Below are 17,249 nucleotides of genomic sequence, written 5' to 3'. Positions count from 1 at the left end.
GACTTCACCGACGTGGGGAGGCCCGGTCATGACCGACGCGACGCGCGAGACGACCTACCAGTGCCCGACCTGCCGACGGCTGGAGCTGTTCGTCCAGCCCCAGTGCGACGAGGGCCACGGTGAGGCGTGCCCCGACTGGGTGTGCGTGATCTGCGGGACGGCGCTGTTCATGGACACCTCGTTCGCCGAGCAGGTCGAGGTCGAGAAGATACGCAGCAAGCCTTCCCGCGTCGCCTGATCGTGGCTCCCCGCATCACGGCTGGCTGCGTTGTCGTCGTCACGCGTAGAACACCGCTACGCGCTTCCCCCTCCGCCTTGCCAGCCGCGCGCGGATGAGCCACGACCGCCGATCGTGGGGCCTCAGCCCATGTGGGGATAGCGGTAGTCGGTGGGCGGCACGAAGGTCTCCTTGATCGTCCGCGGGCTCACCCACCGGACGAGGTTCCAGACCGAACCCGCCTTGTCGTTGGTGCCGCTGGCGCGAGCACCGCCGAACGGCTGCTGGCCCACCACCGCACCGGTCGGCTTGTCGTTCACGTAGAAGTTCCCGGCGGTGTAGCGCAACCGCTCCCCCGCGGTGGCGACCGCCCCGCGGTCGCGGGCGATCACCGCACCGGTGAGGCCGTACGGCGACGCGGCGTCCAGCGCCCCGATGACCTGCTCGTACGCGCTGTCCTCGTACACATGCACGCCGAGGATCGGCCCGAAGTACTCCGTGGTGAAGATCTCGTCGGTCGGGTCGTCACTGGTCAGGATCGTCGGCCGGACGAAGTAACCCACGCTGTCGTCGAGCGTCCCGCCGGCGACGACGCTGATGGAGTCGGTCGCCTTGGCGCGGTCCAGCGCGGCGGCGTGCTTGGCGTACGCCCGCTCGTCGATGACCGCGCCCATGAAGTTGGACAGGTCGGCGACGTCGCCCATGGTCAGTGCCTCGGTCTCGGCGACGAGCTCGTCGGCGATCCGGTTCCACACGCTGCGCGGCAGGTAGGCGCGGGAGGCCGCCGAGCACTTCTGCCCCTGGTACTCGAAGGCACCGCGGACGAGCGCGGTCCGCAGCACGTCGGGGTCGGCCGAGGCGTGCGCCAGGATGAAGTCCTTGCCCCCGGTCTCTCCGACGATCCGGGGGTAGTTGTGGTAGCGGTCGAGGTGCTCGCCGACGCCACGCCACAGCGTCCGGAACGTCGCCGTCGAACCCGTGAAGTGGATGCCGGCCAGGCTCGGGTGGGCGAGCGCGACCCGGGACACCGCGAGCCCGTCACCGGGCAGCAGGTTGATCACGCCGGGCGGCAGGCCCGCCTCTTCCAGCAACCGCATCGTGAAGTACGCCGCGAAGGTCTGGGTGGGCGACGGCTTCCACAGCACGACGTTGCCCATCAGGGCGGGCGCGGTCGGCAGGTTGGCGGCGATCGCGGTGAAGTTGAACGGCGTGACCGCGTAGACGAAGCCCTCCAGCGGCCGGTAGTCGAGCCGGTTCCACACCCCGGGTGAGGAGATCGGCTGCTCGGCGTGGATCTGCCGGGCGAAGTGCACGTTGAACCGGAGGAAGTCGATCAGCTCGCAGGCCGCGTCGATCTCGGCCTGCTGGACCGACTTGCTCTGGCCCAGCATCGTCGCGGCGTTCAGGGTGTCCCGCCACGGGCCGGCGGCCAGGTCGGCGGCCTTCAGGAAGATCGCGGCCCGCTCGTCGAAGGACATCGCCCGCCACTCGTGCGCGGCGTCCTGGCCGGCCTTGATCGCGTCCTCGGCGTCCTGCTCGGTGGAGTTGCGCAGCGTGCCGAGCACGTGGGCGTGGTTGTGCGGCATCACCACCGGAACCGGGTCGCCGCCGCCGGCGCGGTGCACCCCGCCGATGGTGGCGGTGAGATCTACGTGGTCACCGGCCAGCTCCGCCAGCCGGCGGGACAGGCTCGCACGCTCGGCGCTTCCGGGTGCGTAGGACTTGACCGGCTCGTTGGCCGGTGGGGGTACCTGCGTGACGGCATCCATCGATGGCTCCCGCGTCTTTGTGGGGCGTGGACCAGGCTGGGCGGGCCTCCCGGTCGGGGAGGTCCCAGCGCCCATCGTCCCACCAGGACCCCGGCTGCGGTCGGCGCGGGGACGAAGAATCGCACCGCTCGATATCGTTCCGGCAGAAGTCGATCAGCGGCCGGCCAATCGGGCCCAGGCCCTTTCCGGAGGACTCCGCCCATGAGCGGTTCGGACGACCCCGCCGGGTCCGACCGGCTGGCCCGCCGGCTCGGTGTGACCGATGCGGTGGTGATCGGGTTGGGCTCGATGATCGGTGCGGGCGTGTTCGCGGCGTTCGGTCCGGCCGCGGCCGCCGCCGGCGCGGGGCTGATCGTCGGCCTGGTGGTCGCGGCGGTGATCGCGTACTGCAACGCGACTGCGTCCGCCCAGCTGGCCGCCGCCTACCCGACCTCCGGCGGCACCTATGTGTACGGACGCGAACGCCTCGGCCACTGGTGGGGATTCGTCGCCGGCTGGGGGTTCGTCGTCGGCAAGACCGCGTCGTGTGCGGCGATGGCGTTGACCTTCGCGGTGTACGCCGTGCCGGGCCCGTGGTGGGCACAGCGGATCGTCGCGGTTCTCGGCGTGCTCGGGCTGACCGCCCTGAACTACCGCGGCGTGACCCGGACCGCGCAGGCCACCCGGGTCCTGGTCACCTGCACGCTGACCACCCTCGTGGTGCTGGTCGCGGGCATCTGGCTGGCCGGCCACGCCTCACCGGACCGGGTGGGCGGCTGGGACACGCTGACGACCGGCGGGGCGTACGGCATCCTGCAGGCGGCCGGACTGCTCTTCTTCGCGTTCGCCGGCTACGCCCGGGTGGCGACCCTGGGCGAGGAGGTTCGCGACCCGGCACGGACCATCCCGCGGGCGATCCCGCTGGCGCTGGCGATCACCGTCGTGGTCTACCTCGTGGTCGGCCTGACCGCGCTGTTCGCCGCCGGTCCGGAGCTGCTGGCGCGGTCGGCCGCACCGCTGGCGGCGACGGTGCAGGCCGCGGGAGTGGGTGGGCTCGCACCGCTGGTCCGGGTCGGCGGCGCACTGGCGAGCCTCGGCGCGCTGCTGGCGCTGATCGCCGGCGTGGGACGGACGACGCTGGCGATGGCGCGCAACCGTGACCTGCCCGGCTGGCTGGCAGCGGTCCACCCCCGTTACCGGATCCCGCACCACGCCGAGCTCGCGGTGGCGGCCGTGGTCTGCGTGCTGGTCCTCACCACGGACCTACGCGGCGTGATCGGCTTCTCGTCGTTCGGCGTACTGGTCTACTACGCGATCGCCAACGCGTCGGCGTTCACCCAGCCGGCCGGACAGCGGCGCTGGCCGCGCGCACTGAACGTGCTCGGGGTGGCCGGGTGCGTGGTTCTGGTGGCGGCGCTGCCGTGGACGTCGGTGGTCGCCGGCCTGGTGATGTTCGGGCTCGGCCTGGCCGGCCGGGCGGTCGTCCTGCGTCGCCGGGCCTGATTCCCCGGGGCCGACCCGGGGCCGACCCGGGGCCGACCCGGGGCCGACCGGATCGGCCCAGTTCGGCTAAGCGGACTTGCGGGCCGGGGTCTTCGCCGTCTTCGCGGTCTTCGCGCTGGTCTTCTTCGCGGCAGCCTTCTTGGTGGTGGTCTTCTTCGCCGCGGCCTTCTTGGCCGGCGCCTTCTTCGCCGCCGTCTTCTTGGCAGGCGCCTTCTTGGCCGACTTCGCACCCGACCCGGCCGCGCGGCCGGCGCCACCGGTCGACTCTCCGCGTTGCCGGCGAGCCTCGTCCACGCTGGCCTGCAACGCCGCCATCAGATCGACCACCTCACCCCTGGCGGGCGCTGCGGCCGCGGGAGCCTCCACCTCGTGCCCGGTCGCCTTGGCTTCCAGGACGACCTCGAGGGCGGCGCGGTACTCGTCGTGGTAGCGCTCGGGGTCGAAGCTGGTCTCCAACGTCTGGATGTAGGACTCCGCCATCGCCACCTCCTGCGGGCGGACCTCCACCTCCGACGGGGGTGCCGCGAACGACGCGTCGCGTACCTCGTCCGGCCACAACATCGTCTGCAGGACCAGTACGTCGTCCTTGGGGCGCAACATCGCCAGTGCCTCGCGGTTGCGCAAGGCCACCTTGACAAGGGCCGTCTGACCGGTGCGGCGCAGCGCGTCCCGCAACAGGACGTACGGTTTGGCGGCCGGTCCGTCGGCCTGCAGGTAGTAGCTGCGGGAGACGTAGATGGGGTCGATCTCCTCCGCCGGAACGAACTCCAGCACCTCCACCACGTGCCGGGTCGGCAGCGGCAGGTCGGCCATGTCGTCCGCGGTCAGGATCGCCATCTCACCGTCGGGAAGCTCGTACCCCTTGGCGATGTCGGAGTAGGCCACCTCCTCGCCGTCGGCCTCGCAGATGCGGCGGTACCGGATGCGGCCACCGTCGGCGGCGTGAACCTGACGGAACGCGACATCCTTCTCCTGGGTGGCCGCGTATACCTTGACGGGGATCGTCACCAGGCCGAAGGACACCGAACCCTTCCATATCGCCTGCACAGGGACCTCCGACACGTCTGGGCGCGTCGACGAGGGAAGAGACGCACCTGGAACCTCCACACTGCGTGGTTCTCTACCCGTGGTGCAAGACCACAACCGGACAGGTGTTCACACCCGGCGCACGTCCGCGAGCGCCGCGTGCACGTGCCCGTCGGCGCGTTCCAGCGCCGCCCGCGCCACCTCCGGACCGACTCCGCCGAGCACCGCGACCAGGGCGGTCTTCAGCTCCCCGCCGGCGTCGGTCAGTGCCCGGGCGCAGGTCTGCTGGTCCTCTCCCGTCGCCTCGCCGAGGATCTCCAGCATCCGCCCGCGCAGCTTGGCGTTGGTGGCCATCAGGTCGACCATCAGGTTGGAGTACGTCCGGCCCATCCGGACCATCACCGCGGTGGAGAAGGCGTTCAGGATCAGCTTCTGCGCGGTGCCCGCCTTCATCCGGGTGGAGCCCGCGACCACCTCCGGGCCGGTGTCGACCGCGACGAACACGTCGACCTCACTGCCCACGGCAGCCGAGGGGTTGGCGGTGACCAGGACGGTGGCGGCGCCGAGCCGGCGGGCGGCCCGCAGCGCACCGACGACGTACGGCGTCCGGCCGCTCGCGGCGAGCCCGACCACCACGTCACCGGCCACCGCAGACTCCGCGATCTCCGCGGCCCCGGCCTCCTCGTCGTCCTCGGCGCCCTCGATCGCACGCAGCAGGGCGGTCGGCCCGCCGGCCGCGTGGGTCACGAACCAGCCGCGCGGCACGTTGAACGTCGGCGGCAACTCCGCGGCGTCGAGCACGCCGAGGCGTCCGGAGGTGCCGGCTCCGACGTAGTGGACGCGACGTCCCTCGCGCAGCGCCTGCACCGCGAGGTCGACCGCGGCGGCAAGGCGGGGCAGCACGGCACGGACCGCGCCCGCCACCTGCTGGTCCTCGTCGTTGATGAGTTCCAGCACCGCGAGGGTGGGTACCCGGTCGATCTGCGTGGTGCGCGGATTGCGTGCCTCCGTGGGTGATTCCACGCGTACGAAGTCCTCGATCACCGGTCGGGTTCCCTTCTCCCGACGCGGCTCGCTCCGCGAATCACCCATCAACGCCGTCCGCGCGAAGCCGCCACCCGGCGTCCACTGATCGCGTCGAAGGTCACCTCGAGCGCGCCCATCGTCTTGTCGTAGTGACGCCTGGCCACCGCCACGAACAGGCAGTCCACCACGGTGAGCTGGGCGATCCGGCTGGCGGTTGCGCCGGAACGGAACGTGGTCTCCCGTGCCGCCGTGGTGAGTACGTAGTCGGCGACCTCCGCGATCGGGGACCGCGGGAAGTTGGTCAGCGCCACCGTGGTCGCGCCCCGGTCGCGTGCCTGGGCGAGCACCTCCATCGTGTCGCCCGTCATGCCGGTGTGGGAGATGCCGACCGCGACGTCGCCCGGGCCGAGCAGCGCGGCACTGGCCAGCGCGGCGTGGGTGTCGACCCATGCGAACGCCAACCGGCCGATGCGGTGCAGCTTCTGCTGGAAGTCCAGGGCCACGAAGGCACTCGCGCCCACACCGAAGAGCTCGGTGCGCCGTGCGGCGGCGAGTACCTCCGACACCGTCTCCACCACCTCGACGTCGAGCTGGCGGGCGGTCTCCTCCACCGCACGTGCGTCGGCGAACGCGACCTTCTCCACGATCTGCGCCATCGAGTCGTCAGGACCGATGTCGCTGCCGACGACCCGGCCGCGGTCGCCGTCGCGGGCGGATTCGCGGGCCGACTCCGCCGCCAGCCGAAGCCGCAGCTCCGGGTAGCCGGGTAGTCCTAGAACCTTGCAGAACCTGATGACCGTCGTCTCCGACGTGCCCGCCGCGCGGGCCAGCTCGGTGATGGTCCGGGCGGACGCCCCCTCGGGATCCTCGAGGACGAGGCTGGCCACGCGGCGCTCGGCCGGTGACAACGAAGGAGCGAGGGCCCGGATCCGGATCACGACGCCTTCGGCCACCGGGTCGGCCTCAGGAATCTTCGAATTCTTGCCCATAGTGGAAAGTAACTTACCCTCGCAACCTGGGAGCACGTGTCCAGCCACGCTCGCGACCGCCACCTGGCCGAACCTCGTTCCGGAACACCGGAGCGGGGTTCACCACCGACCACCACCATCGCCGTCGACCACCCGGCGAGCCGGAAGCCGGACCAGTGTCCGTGCTCCCTGCCGTGTCGCTAGCGTGCACTGTCGGTGACGAACGGTTCAGCGCCTTGCCAGTGACCAGCCGTCCGCGAGGAAGCGATCGGCTTCCCGCTCCCCGTTGAACAGCGTGCCCTGCGCGTCACCCAACCGGACCTCATCGACGTAGACACCGCGACCCTGGTAGAGCGGATCGGTGACGTATCGCCAGCGAAGCTGGACCTGACCTGGCGATTCGTCGACCTCAGCGTACGCCTGCTGCCAATGCCGTCCGGTGAATCCCCGGATAGAGCCGTCATGGTTAGCGATCCGTCCGCGACTCGACACGACGTACGGCAGCGGCGACCACGTAGCGCCACCGTCGCGGGACAACTCCAGTGTCAGGACGTCTGCGGTTTCGGTGTCCACGAACAGGTCGAAGCCGAGCCTGGTGCGTCTCTCCCGCAACGTCACCGGCAACGTCAGCGTCGCTGTGCTGTCGTCCGCGTGACCGGCGTACCACGCGGTGCGACCACGTCGCGGTGTGACGTCGAGTGCCTGCGCCACGTGGTCGGCGACCGTGCGGCGCGCGACGTTGACGCTGCTCCACTCCCTGCGTGGATGGACCCGGTTGGTTGTCAGGACGGCGATGGAACGCGACAACAGGTCGATGACCACCGACGTCCCGGTGAAGCCGGTGTGCCCGGCTGTACGCGGTGACGACAACGCGCCCATGTAGAACCGCTGGTCGAGCTCGAAACCCAACCCGTGCGCGTGACCTGGGAAACCTTCGTTCAGGTCGGTGAGCATCGCCGTGACTGTCTTCTCCTGAAGGACGCGACGACCTGCGTACGTGCCGCCGTTCATCATCGCCTGCGCGAGGATCGAGAGATCGGACGCGGTGGAGAACACCCCGGCATGTCCGGCGACACCGCCCAGCGACCAGGCGTTCTCGTCGTGCACGCTACCGCGCACCATGCCCCGGTCGGGGTCGGTCTGGAACTCCGTCGCCGCCACGCGGTGCAGCTTGTCCGCCGGCGGGTTGTAGCCGGTGTCGACCATGCCGAGTGGTTCGGTGATGCCGGTGCGCACGAGTTCGTCGAGGCCGCGGCCGGCGACGCGTTCGACCAGGACGCCGAGCGTGATGAGGTTGAGGTCGGAGTAGACGTACGTCGTTCCCGGTGGCGCGCTCGGCTTGACCGCGAGCACCGCCGCGATCCGGCTCGCACGGTCGGCGTAGGGCCGCCACAGGCGCATCCATGACGGCAGACCGGAGGTGTGCGTGAGCAACTGGCGTACGGTGATTGGTTCCTTGCCGAAGCTTCCGAACTCCGGAAGGTAGTTGGCGACCGGCGCGTCCAGGTTTACCCGGCCGCCCTCGACCTGCTGCATCACCACGATCGACGTGAACAGCTTGGAGATGCTGGCCAGGTCGAAGATGGTGTCCGGCGTCATCTGCACCTGCTGGTGCGGGGGCAACTCGGCACCGGACGCGTCGGCGTACTTCACCGCCTGGCCCATCGCCTCGTGCACGACGACCTTGCCCTCGCGGGCGACCAGCACGACGGCACCCGGGTAGAGCGGGTGCCCGTCGCCCTGCGGCCGGAGGTATCCGCGCAGGTCGTCCACCATCGCGGTGAGTTCGGCGGCGTCCAGACCGGCCTCCTTCGGTGTGCCGGCACGAAGTCGGGTGCCGGGAGGGGCGAAACCTTCATACGGATGGTCGAAACCACGACTGCGTGCATCGGCGCGTGCGGGCGGTGGTATCGATGCCAGTGCGGCGACGAGAACCGTGCCGACCAACGCGATCGTGGCGACCACCCGTACGCTAGCCCGCCTTCTCCACCCGTCCATCGACAGACCTGCCCTGGGCACGTCGTGTCCTAGGCCCGTCGTCCCGGATACAGGAGGTACTGCCGACGGCGTGCGTCGAACTCCTTCACCTCCTCACTCCACGCACCCACCACCTCGGCCACGGACGCGCCGGCGTCGATCATCGTGCGCAGCCGCGGCGAACCGGACAGCTTGTCGATCCAGTACGGCCGTTTCGGGTCGTAGGTGTCGTAGCGCCACTGGAAGTCCGCGTACCGGCGGGCCTCCACCAGCATCGCCACCGCGGCCGGGACGGGCTGGAACGCGCGTACGTCGGTGACGTGCACCTGCACACCCGCGCAGGTCTCGCCGACGTACTTGTTGAACGTCGGTACGAAGTACGCCTCGCGGAACTCCACGCCCGGGAGCCCGTGGGTGTTCAGCCGGTCACCCCAGTGGTAGTCGAGGTACGGCGCACCGAGGAGCTCGAACGGCCGCGTGGTCCCGCGCCCCTCGGAGATGTTGGTGCCCTCGAAGAAACAGGTGCCGACGTAGGCGAGGGCGCTGTCCGGCGTGGGGATGTTCGGCGAGGGCGGCGGCCACAGCGGGTCGTACTCCTGTGCGCGCGAGTCCGGCCGCCAGCCCCTGACCTCCACGACCTCGAGGTCGACCGGGCGGCCCGCCTCCGCGGGCAGCAGCTCGCCGTTGAAGAACCGTGCGAGCTCCCCCACCGTCATCCCGTGCTGCTGCACGATCTCCTTGGCGCCGACGCCGGAGGTGTAGTCGGGTGTCATCATCGCGCCGTCCACCCGGCCGCCGATCGGGTTCGGCCGGTCGAGAACGACGTACCGCAGGCCCAGCCGGGCGGCCGCGGCCATCGAGTTGTACATCGTCCAGATGTAGGTGTAGAACCGCGCACCGATGTCCTGGATGTCGAAGACCAGCGTCTCCACGCCGGCCTTGGCGAACAACTGTCCGAGCTTCGCCTGGTTGGCGCCGTACGCGTCGTAGACCGGCACGCCTGTCCGCGGGTCACGGCTGTCACCCTCCGAGCCGCCCGCCTGCGCGCTGCCGCGGAAGCCGTGCTCGGGCCCGAACGCGCCCAGAATCGTCAGGTCGTCGTGCTCGGCGAGGTCGTCCACGATGTGGCGGGCGTCGGGCAGGATGCCGGTCGGGTTGCTGAAGATGCCCAGCTTGCTGCCGCGCAGCACCGCCCAGTCGTTCGCGGCGGCGACCTCGGCGCCGGTGAGCACCCGGCCACCGGCGCGCGCGGCGGTGGCCGGCTGGTCACCCCGGCCGGCCTGCCGGTCGCCGGGGTGCTCGGTGGCGGCGGCGGCCGAGCCGGACAGCTCCAGACCGGTGGTCACCACCGCCCCGGAGGCCAGGGCCGAACCGAGGAGGGTGCGCCGGGACGGTGAACCGGTGCTGGTCATCGCGTACTCCGTTCGTTTCGCGGATCTGGCGTTCGCGCGTTCGTGTGCGTGGGTTCGCATTCGCGGGATTCGTGCGTGCGGCCTCGCGGGCCGGTCACCAGGTCAGGCCGTGGCCGTACGGGTAGAGCACGCCGGTGCCGTCGGCGGTCGGGATCTCCACCGGCAGCCGCCCGCGCGGGCCCACCTCCCCGCACAGCACCCGGGCGAGTGCCCGCATGGTCACCGCGGTCGGTGCGTACACCGCAACGCCCGCCTGCGCGCGGTCGGCGTACGCCAGGTCGTAGGGGTCGGCGACCGCGACCACCACGACCGGGCGCCCGGTGCCGAGGAGCTCCCCGACCAGCAGGCGCTGCCGGGCCTGCGGGTCGGTGACCTCGGTGTCCCAGGCCTTGGAGGTGAGGACGACCGTCAGGTCGGCGTCGGCCGCGGCGCCGACCGCGCCGGCGATCGCGGCATCGGTGGGACGGGTGCCCGTGGACATGGTGCCGGTGTCCGCGCCGCGGTCGGCCAGTGCGTCGGCGAGGTACCGCACCGCGCTGCCGCCGGCGCCCACGACCAGGACCCGGCGACCGTCGACCCGGGCGGGAAGCAGTCCGTCGTTCCTCACCACGGTGGTGGTCGTCTCGGTGATCCGGTCGGCCCGGTCCAGGTGTGCCTGCGTCCCGACGGTGTTCTCCACGGCCGACACGTCCACGGTCGGATGGTGGACGATGCCGTTGGCCAGCTTGAGCCGGACGATCCGGCCGACCGCCTCGTCCAGCCGGTGCCGGCTGATCCGCCCCTCGCGCACCGCCGCCAGCAGTGACCGGTGGGCCAGGTCGAACGCCGGCGGGCGCAGCAGCATGTCCACCCCGGCGTTGATCGCGAGGACCACCACCTGGTCGTCGCCGTACTTGTCCCGCACGCCCTTCATGCCCAGGGCGTCGGTCACCACCAGACCGGTGAAGCCCAGCTCCTCCCGGAGCAGGCCGGTCACGATCGGGTGGGACAGGGTCGCCGGGTCACCGGACGGGTCGAGCGCGGGAAACACCAGGTGCCCGGTCATGATCGAGTCGATTCCCGCGTCGATCACCGACCGGAACGGCGGCGCGTCGAGGTCCTCCCACTGCTGCCTGGTGTGGCGGATCTCCGGGATCCCGGTGTGGCTGTCCACCTTGGTGTCGCCGTGGCCGGGGAAGTGCTTCGCGGTGGCGGCGATCCGGCCGTCGCGTTGGTAGCCGAGCACCTGGGCGGTGGCGAGTTCTGCGACCAGGCCGGGGTCGGAACCGAACGATCGCACGCCGATGACCGGATTGCCCGGGTCGACGTTCACGTCGGCATCCGGTGCGTAGTCGTGGTTGATCCCGAGCGCGGCGAGCTCGGCACCGGTGATCGCGGCGGCCTCCCGGGCCGCGGCGGCGTCGCGGCCCGCGCCGAGGGCCATGTTGCCGGGGAACTGCGCGGCCGGCGGGCCGATCCGGGCGATCGTGCCCTGCTCCTGGTCGGTGGAGATCAGCAGTGGCAGGCCCGCACCGGTGCCGGTCGCGGCGGCCTGCAGTCCGTTGGACAGTGCCGCGACCCCGGGCAGCGGGCCGACGTTGCCCGACCAGGTGAAGTAGCAGACACCGCCAAGGTGATATTTCGCCACCACCTCCGCGGGCGTGGCCACGCCGTACTCCGCGGCGTTGCGGGCGTCGGAGCTGTCCGCGGCCGCGCCGTACACATGCGTGACGAGGAGCTGGCCGACCTTCTCCTCCGCCGACATCCGGGCCACGACCCGGCGGATCCAGGCCTGCGCCCGCGGGCCGGTCCGCTCGGCCGGTGGCTCCGGCGAGATGGGCGTGCCCGCGCCTGCGGTGCCGGCCGCGGCCTGGCCTCCGAGCGCGCCGAACGCGGCGACGGCGCCGACGGCGCCGGCCGTGCCCAGTAGTACTGAGCGGCGGCCGGGGCGGGACGAGGGACGAAAACTTCCTACGTCGGCGGGTGCCATGTGCGGAAGCTACCTACGTAGCCCGGTGAGGTCAACGGGTCACGCGGGGTCGGCGCCGGGCCGGTTCTGGACCGCCGCGACGAGGCCGGCCGGCGGTCGGGCACGGCGCTGGAGCGGCGGGGGCCCGACGGTGGCCCGCGGCGCCCCGCGAAAGGCCGCGCCCACCTCGTCCAAACGAACTATGCATCCGTCGGCCAAACGAATCAGTCGCCGCGCGCAATTGGCCGACATTCATCTGGACTAGACGCGCGTCACATTTGAGCGAGCAGAAATTCGACCGCGCGTACGACGACTCTCCCGCTTCGGCTCACTAGGTTTTCCAGCGTTCGGATCGCCATTGCCGGGAGGAGTCATTCGAAGAACTCGTGTGGTCGTCGTCGGCAATCATCCGGAACTGGTCGATGCACTTGTCGACCTGCTGGCCGACGAGCCAGACCTCGAGCTGCTCGGGGTTGCCGGCAACAGCGAGGAAGTTCTCGCACTGGTGCAGGCACCACGCGCACCCGACGTACTTCTGTTCGACATCGATTCGTACAGCTGGTCGAGCAGCCAGTCGAAAACCGAGTCGACCGGGAACAAAGAAGTCCTGGTCGTCAACGACCCAAGCCGCCGTCTACCGAATACCCGATTAGTTGCGCTGTCGAACTACGACGACATCGCCGCCGTTAGACAGACCCTCGAAGCCGGATTCCACCGACACGTGAGTAAGCGGTTCGTCGAGCAGGATCTGGCAGCAATTTTGAAGGAGGAGCATGCTAACCTGGGTTAGTTCTCGTTACCGAAAGACCACAAAGCGTGGTCGAGTCGCCGTATTGTTGGTCCCCGTGATCGTGTCGTTGATCGTTGGTCTGGTCGCTGCGTTCGCGCCGAAGCCCGGAAATGCTCCGGGTGCCGACGATGCCACCGCAACAGGCGGTAACGCCAAGATCCAGACACCGTTGCACACGGACGGGCCCAACATCGTCGATGCCAGTGGCAAGAAGGTCAACCTGACCGGCGTGAACTGGTTCGGCTTCGAGACGGAGACGTTCGCGCCGCACGGTCTGTGGGCCCGAAACTGGGAGAGCATGCTCGACCAGATCCGGTCCACCGGTTTCAACACCATCCGGTTGCCCTACACCAACCAGATGTTCGACAAGGAAAGCAAGCCCAACGGGATCAACTACAAGCTGAACCCGGACCTCAAGGGGCTGAAGGGCCTTCCGCTGATGGACAAGATCGTGAAGGGCGCGACCGACCGCGGCCTGATGGTCCTGCTCGACCGGCACCGTCCGACGGCGCAGGCGCAGAGCGAGCTGTGGTACACCCCGCAGGTCAGCGAGAAGCGCTGGATCGACGACTGGACGATGCTCGCCAAGCACTACAAGAGCGACCCGCTGGTCATCGGTGCCGACCTGCACAACGAGCCGCGTGGCCAGGCCACCTGGGGCACCGGCGTGAAGACCACCGACTGGCGTCTCGCGGCCGAGCGGGCCGGTAACGCCGTCCTGAAGGCCAACCCGAACTGGCTGATCGCCGTGGAGGGTATCGAGTCCTACAAGAACGACTACTACTGGTGGGGCGGCAACCTGGCCGGCGCCAAGCAGTTCCCGGTCCGGCTGAAGGAGAACGACAAGCTGGTCTACGCGCCGCACGACTACGGCCCCGGTGTCTACCAGCAGAAGTGGTTCCAGGCGCCCAACTACCCGAAGAACCTTCCGGGTGTCTGGGAGAAGCACTGGGCGTTCCTGAAGGACAAGACCCCGCTGCTGCTGGGTGAGTTCGGTGGTAAGTCGGTCAGCCCGAAGACCGCCGAGGGCAAGTGGCAGCACGCCACGGTCGCATTCGCCAAGAAGCACGGCCTTAACTACACCTACTGGTCGTGGAACGCCAACTCCGGTGACACCGGCGGTGTTCTGAAGAACGACTGGAAGACCGTGGACAAGGCCAAGCTCAAGATGCTGCGGCAGTACCAGGCGCCGCTCGCGGAGGTGCCCACCGCCGACAAGCGGTGACCTCCCCGGTACCGAACGGCCGAACCGGTCAACGGTAGGGCCAGCCAGGCTCAGTAGGTACGCGAAGTAGGTAGCACAACCGGGCGGTCCCGGACGTTCATTCGTCCGGGACCGCCCGTCAGTGTCTGTGCTCCCGGACGTTCATTCGTCCGGGACCGCCCGTCAGTGTCTGTGCTCCCGGGCGGTGCGGCTCACGGCCACAGGCCGGTCGGTGCCCGCGCCACGATCCGGGTTCCCTCCCCCGGCGCGCTGTGGATCTCCAGCGTCCCGCCCAGCTCCGCGATCCGTTCCCGCATCGACCGCAGGCCGAGGTGACCCGGATAGGACGCGCCCGGGTCGAACCCCACACCGTCGTCGGCCACCTCGAGGGTGAGCGCCGTGGGGCTGGCGTCCAGGCGTACGAGCACGTTCTTCGCGTTGGCGTGCTTCGCGGCGTTCTGCAGTGCTTCCTGCGCGATGCGGTACAACGTCTGTTTCACCTTGAACGCCCCGGCCGGCTCGTTGCCCAGAACTGCTCGCGTCCGCACACCGTGGCGCACCCGGAACGCCGCCAGCTGCTTGCCGAGCGCGGCCACCAGGCCCTCCTCGGCGAGCGCCTGCGGGCGCAGCTCGAAGATCAGCGCCCGCATGTCGGCCAGGCCCGCCTCCGCCAGCTGCAGCACGTAGGCGAGCGGCTGGTCGATCCGCTCGGGTTCCTGACCGATCGACTCCCGTGCGGTGCGGGCCCCGAGTGCGATGCCGTACAACGCCTGCGACACCGAGTCGTGCAGCTCCCGTGCCAGCCGTTGCCGTTCCTCCTGCGCGGCCTTCTCCTGCGCGGAGGCCACCAGGTGCGAGCTGTCCACCGCCATCGCGGCCTTGCCGGCCACCATGGACAGGTACGCGAGGTCCCGGCGGCCCGGATAGGAGCCGGCCGGGCACAGGCAGCACAGCACACCGAGGACGACACCGCGCGACATCAGGGGCACCGACACCAGTGCCGTCGCCCGGTGTTCCACTCCCGGTTCGCCGCCGGGCGCGGCCGACGAAGCGGCGCCGGCTCGCCCGGCTCCGGGATGGACGTGCTGGTGCACGATCGGCGCCCTGGAGGCCACCGCGGCCTGGGCGACGTTCGGTGCCGCACCGGCCGCGCCGTCCTCGAGCAGCTCCGTCGGCCCGGCACCGGCGGCCCGGCGCAAGGTGAGGTTGTCATCGAGCAGGTAGATCGCCGCCGCCAGCCCGCCCGTACCGGTGAGGGCGGAAGCACTCAGCTCGCGCAGCGTGCCGGGCAGCGGCTCACCACCCGGCGCACCCAGCACCGCCGCCGCGAGCTCCAGGTCGGCGCCGGCCCGGTCATGCTCGACGGCCATTCCCGCCGCGCCGGCGAACAGGCCGGCCGTTCCCACGTCCGCGGGCCCGAACCGGCGGCTCGGCATGCTGCCGGCGCTCGTGGTGCAGGCCACCTCGATCACGCCGCCCGGGCGTTCCAGGCCCGGAATCGGCACCGCCAGCACCGGTCCGGGCGCGGAGCCGGGCCAGGCGGTCGTCCGTCCGGAGTCGGTGACGACGGCCTCCCGCCGGCGCAGCGCCTCGCCGGCCGGCGAGCCGTCCACGGGCACGCTCGTGCCGACCAGGTCCGGTCGCACCCGGCCGTCCGTCACGCGGACCACCAGGGTGCCGTCGCGTTCCAGCGTCGAGACCACGCAGGCCACCCCGCCCAGGCCGCGGCGCACGCCGCCGGCCACCAGCCGCAGCAGCGAGTCCCGGTCGAGCTGCCCGTGCAGCAAGGCGTCGTTGACGTCGGCGACGTCGGCCGCGGTGCGGGCCGGCACCGCCCCCGGCGCATCGGGCGCGATACCGGCCGCGCCGGCGGCACCCCCGGCCCGGCCGACAGCCGTGGGGCCGGTCACGCCTGCGCCAGCTCGTGCGTGGACACCAGGCCGGTCTGCACCGCGTACAACGCGGCCTGTGTCCTGCTCTGCACGTCCAGCTTGCGAAGAATGCTGCTGACGTACGTCTTGACCGTCTGCTGCCCGATGGACAGCTCCCGGGCAACCTCCTTGTTGGACCGGCCGCGGGCCAGCAGGATCAGCACCTCCACCTCCCGCCGGGTCAGCGGTCCAGGCGCGTTGGTCACCCGCATGTCGCGCACCAGCCGGGCCGCCGCGGCCGGCGACAGGTGGACCTGTCCGGCGGCCGCCGCACGCACCGCGCGACGCAGGCCGTCGGCGTCGGTGTCCTTGAGCAGGTAACCGATCGCCCCCGAGCGCAGCGCGTCGACCACGAGGTGGTCCTCGAGGAAGCTGGTCAGCGCGACCACCTCGACGTCCGGCAACTCCCGCCGGATCGCGGCGGTGGCACTGATGCCGTCCATGACCGGCATGAGCAGGTCCATCAGCACGACGTCCGGTGTGACCTTGTGTGCCAGCTCGACGGCCTCACGCCCGTTTCGCGCCTCCCCCACCACTTCGATGCCGTCGTCCAGCTTCAGGAACATCATCAGTCCCTGCCGTACGACGGCGTGGTCCTCAGCGATCAGCAGACGGACAGTCATCGGCCCCTCCCGCCCCCAGGCGATGCCGCTCCTACCTCCACGGTACGGCCGGCTCGGGGGACGCGAGCCCTGCCGCCGTAGTCCCCCGTACGCCCGGTTGCCAGATCGTCAGCGTACGTCCCGGCACCTCCTGGCCGGGCGGCTTCCGCCGTGGCGAGGACTCCGGCCACGCCCGCCGCGCGAAAGCCGCGAACCCTTCCGGCCTGCCGCCAAGGGCGCCTTGCGCCACGACGTCGTCCGTCTCGCGGGTCGGTGTGGGAGAGGCGTCCTTGTCCGGACTTCTCCTGACCTGCTGGGCGTTCGCGGCGCCCGTCACCGGGAGGAGGGAGGCGTGGACTCCCCCGAAGGGGGGTGGCGATCGCGGATGGCCGGGGGAGGTGTGTGGCGCTGCGTCAACGGAGGATTGCGATGGACGAACCAAGCGGACCGTCATGGGGGGCGGCGCCTCATGTGCGCCCACGGGCTTTCTCTCACGCGTGCGTACCAGCGCTGTTGGCGACGCGCCGCCAGACTGTTCCTCGATCCGAGGGTATGGCGGTTCTCCGTCGTCGGGCTGGTGGGTGCGGGCGTCAACACGCTCGCGCTGCAGCTCATCCACGGCGTCATCCGCGTGCCGCTCGTCCTGGCGTCGGTGATGGCCACCGAACTGGCGATCGCCAACAACTACGTACTCAACGAGATCTGGACGTTCGGCTCCAGGCATGCGTCCCTCGTCCGGTTCACGAAGTTCAACGCCACCGCTCTGGTCGCTCTCTCGGTGAACGTCACGGTCGTGTGGGCACTGGACAGACTCGGCATTTTCTACCTGGTCGGGAACGCCTTCGGCATCGCGGCCGCGATGGGCATCAACCTCGCCGTCAGTGCGACATGGATATG

The 17,249-nt window shown here is 70.5% G+C and carries 13 protein-coding genes and 1 pseudogene; 5 read left to right on the top strand and 9 right to left on the bottom strand.

Translation table 11 applies throughout. The annotated features are described in order from the left end of the window. Positions 1–28 precede the first annotated feature (28 nt). On the top strand, positions 29–238 hold the full coding sequence (locus ABZV93_RS02890; protein ID WP_354929282.1) for a hypothetical protein: 210 nt from the start codon (positions 29–31) through the stop codon (positions 236–238). Between the two features lie 122 nt (positions 239–360). Here ABZV93_RS02890 and pruA read toward each other — a convergent pair whose 3' ends face one another. Further along, complete coding sequence (pruA, locus tag ABZV93_RS02885) at positions 361–1,986, bottom strand: L-glutamate gamma-semialdehyde dehydrogenase (RefSeq protein ID WP_354929279.1); 1,626 nt, start codon at positions 1,984–1,986, stop codon at positions 361–363. 201 nt (positions 1,987–2,187) lie between these two features. On the opposite strand from pruA, the gene ABZV93_RS02880 reads away from it, so the two are divergent. Then, complete coding sequence (locus ABZV93_RS02880; protein ID WP_354929276.1) at positions 2,188–3,468, top strand: APC family permease; 1,281 nt, start codon at positions 2,188–2,190, stop codon at positions 3,466–3,468. A gap of 66 nt (positions 3,469–3,534) precedes the next feature. On the opposite strand, the gene ABZV93_RS02875 is transcribed toward ABZV93_RS02880, so the two are convergent. From ABZV93_RS02875 to ABZV93_RS02850, 6 genes are all read right to left on the bottom strand, one after another. Next, complete coding sequence (locus ABZV93_RS02875; RefSeq protein WP_354929273.1) at positions 3,535–4,515, bottom strand: Ku protein; 981 nt, start codon at positions 4,513–4,515, stop codon at positions 3,535–3,537. Between the two features lie 108 nt (positions 4,516–4,623). Continuing rightward, on the bottom strand, positions 4,624–5,586 hold the full coding sequence (murQ, locus tag ABZV93_RS02870; RefSeq protein ID WP_354929270.1) for an N-acetylmuramic acid 6-phosphate etherase: 963 nt from the start codon (positions 5,584–5,586) through the stop codon (positions 4,624–4,626). Beyond that, on the bottom strand, positions 5,586–6,509 hold the full coding sequence (locus ABZV93_RS02865) for a MurR/RpiR family transcriptional regulator (RefSeq protein WP_354929267.1): 924 nt from the start codon (positions 6,507–6,509) through the stop codon (positions 5,586–5,588). The genes murQ and ABZV93_RS02865 overlap by 1 nt, the downstream gene beginning before the upstream one ends. 207 nt (positions 6,510–6,716) lie before the next feature. Next, positions 6,717–8,453 carry a serine hydrolase gene (locus ABZV93_RS02860; protein ID WP_354929264.1) on the bottom strand — a complete coding sequence of 579 codons (1,737 nt, stop codon included), beginning with the start codon at positions 8,451–8,453 and terminating at the stop codon, positions 6,717–6,719. A 62-nt stretch (positions 8,454–8,515) separates the two neighbouring features. Continuing rightward, positions 8,516–9,877: a DUF1343 domain-containing protein gene (locus ABZV93_RS02855; RefSeq protein WP_354929261.1), complete on the bottom strand. Its 1,362-nt coding sequence runs from the start codon at positions 9,875–9,877 to the stop codon at positions 8,516–8,518. 94 nt (positions 9,878–9,971) lie between these two features. After that, positions 9,972–11,846, bottom strand: a complete 1,875-nt coding sequence (locus tag ABZV93_RS02850) for a glycoside hydrolase family 3 N-terminal domain-containing protein (protein ID WP_354929258.1) — start codon at positions 11,844–11,846, stop codon at positions 9,972–9,974. A 367-nt stretch (positions 11,847–12,213) separates the two neighbouring features. On the opposite strand from ABZV93_RS02850, the gene ABZV93_RS02845 reads away from it, so the two are divergent. Together ABZV93_RS02845 and ABZV93_RS02840 are read left to right on the top strand one after the other, a co-directional pair. Next, entirely contained in the window at positions 12,214–12,615 is a 402-nt protein-coding gene (locus tag ABZV93_RS02845) for a hypothetical protein (RefSeq protein WP_354929255.1), read from the top strand. 55 nt (positions 12,616–12,670) lie between these two features. Continuing rightward, complete coding sequence (locus ABZV93_RS02840) at positions 12,671–13,840, top strand: glycoside hydrolase family 5 protein (protein ID WP_354929252.1); 1,170 nt, start codon at positions 12,671–12,673, stop codon at positions 13,838–13,840. Positions 13,841–14,031: 191 nt separating this feature from the next. Here the strand turns inward: ABZV93_RS02840 and ABZV93_RS02835 are convergent, their stop codons facing one another. Further along, positions 14,032–15,729 carry a GAF domain-containing sensor histidine kinase gene (locus tag ABZV93_RS02835; RefSeq protein WP_354929249.1) on the bottom strand — a complete coding sequence of 566 codons (1,698 nt, stop codon included), beginning with the start codon at positions 15,727–15,729 and terminating at the stop codon, positions 14,032–14,034. Further along, a complete protein-coding gene (locus ABZV93_RS02830; protein WP_092654211.1) occupies positions 15,726–16,373 on the bottom strand; it encodes a response regulator transcription factor in 648 nt (215 codons plus the stop codon). Before ABZV93_RS02830 ends, ABZV93_RS02835 begins: the two co-directional genes overlap by 4 nt. On the opposite strand from ABZV93_RS02830, the pseudogene ABZV93_RS02825 reads away from it, so the two are divergent. Then, positions 16,291–17,238, top strand: a pseudogene (locus ABZV93_RS02825) (GtrA family protein); the annotation flags it as partial. The gene ABZV93_RS02830 and the pseudogene ABZV93_RS02825 sit on opposite strands and share 83 nt — an antisense overlap. Positions 17,239–17,249: the final 11 nt, after the last annotated feature.

Origin of the sequence: Actinopolymorpha sp. NPDC004070 (assembly GCF_040610475.1) — a bacterium.
Lineage (GTDB): Bacteria > Actinomycetota > Actinomycetes > Propionibacteriales > Actinopolymorphaceae > Actinopolymorpha.
The sequence above is the reverse complement of the archived record's forward strand: the minus strand, read 5'-3'. Positions and strand labels throughout refer to the sequence as shown.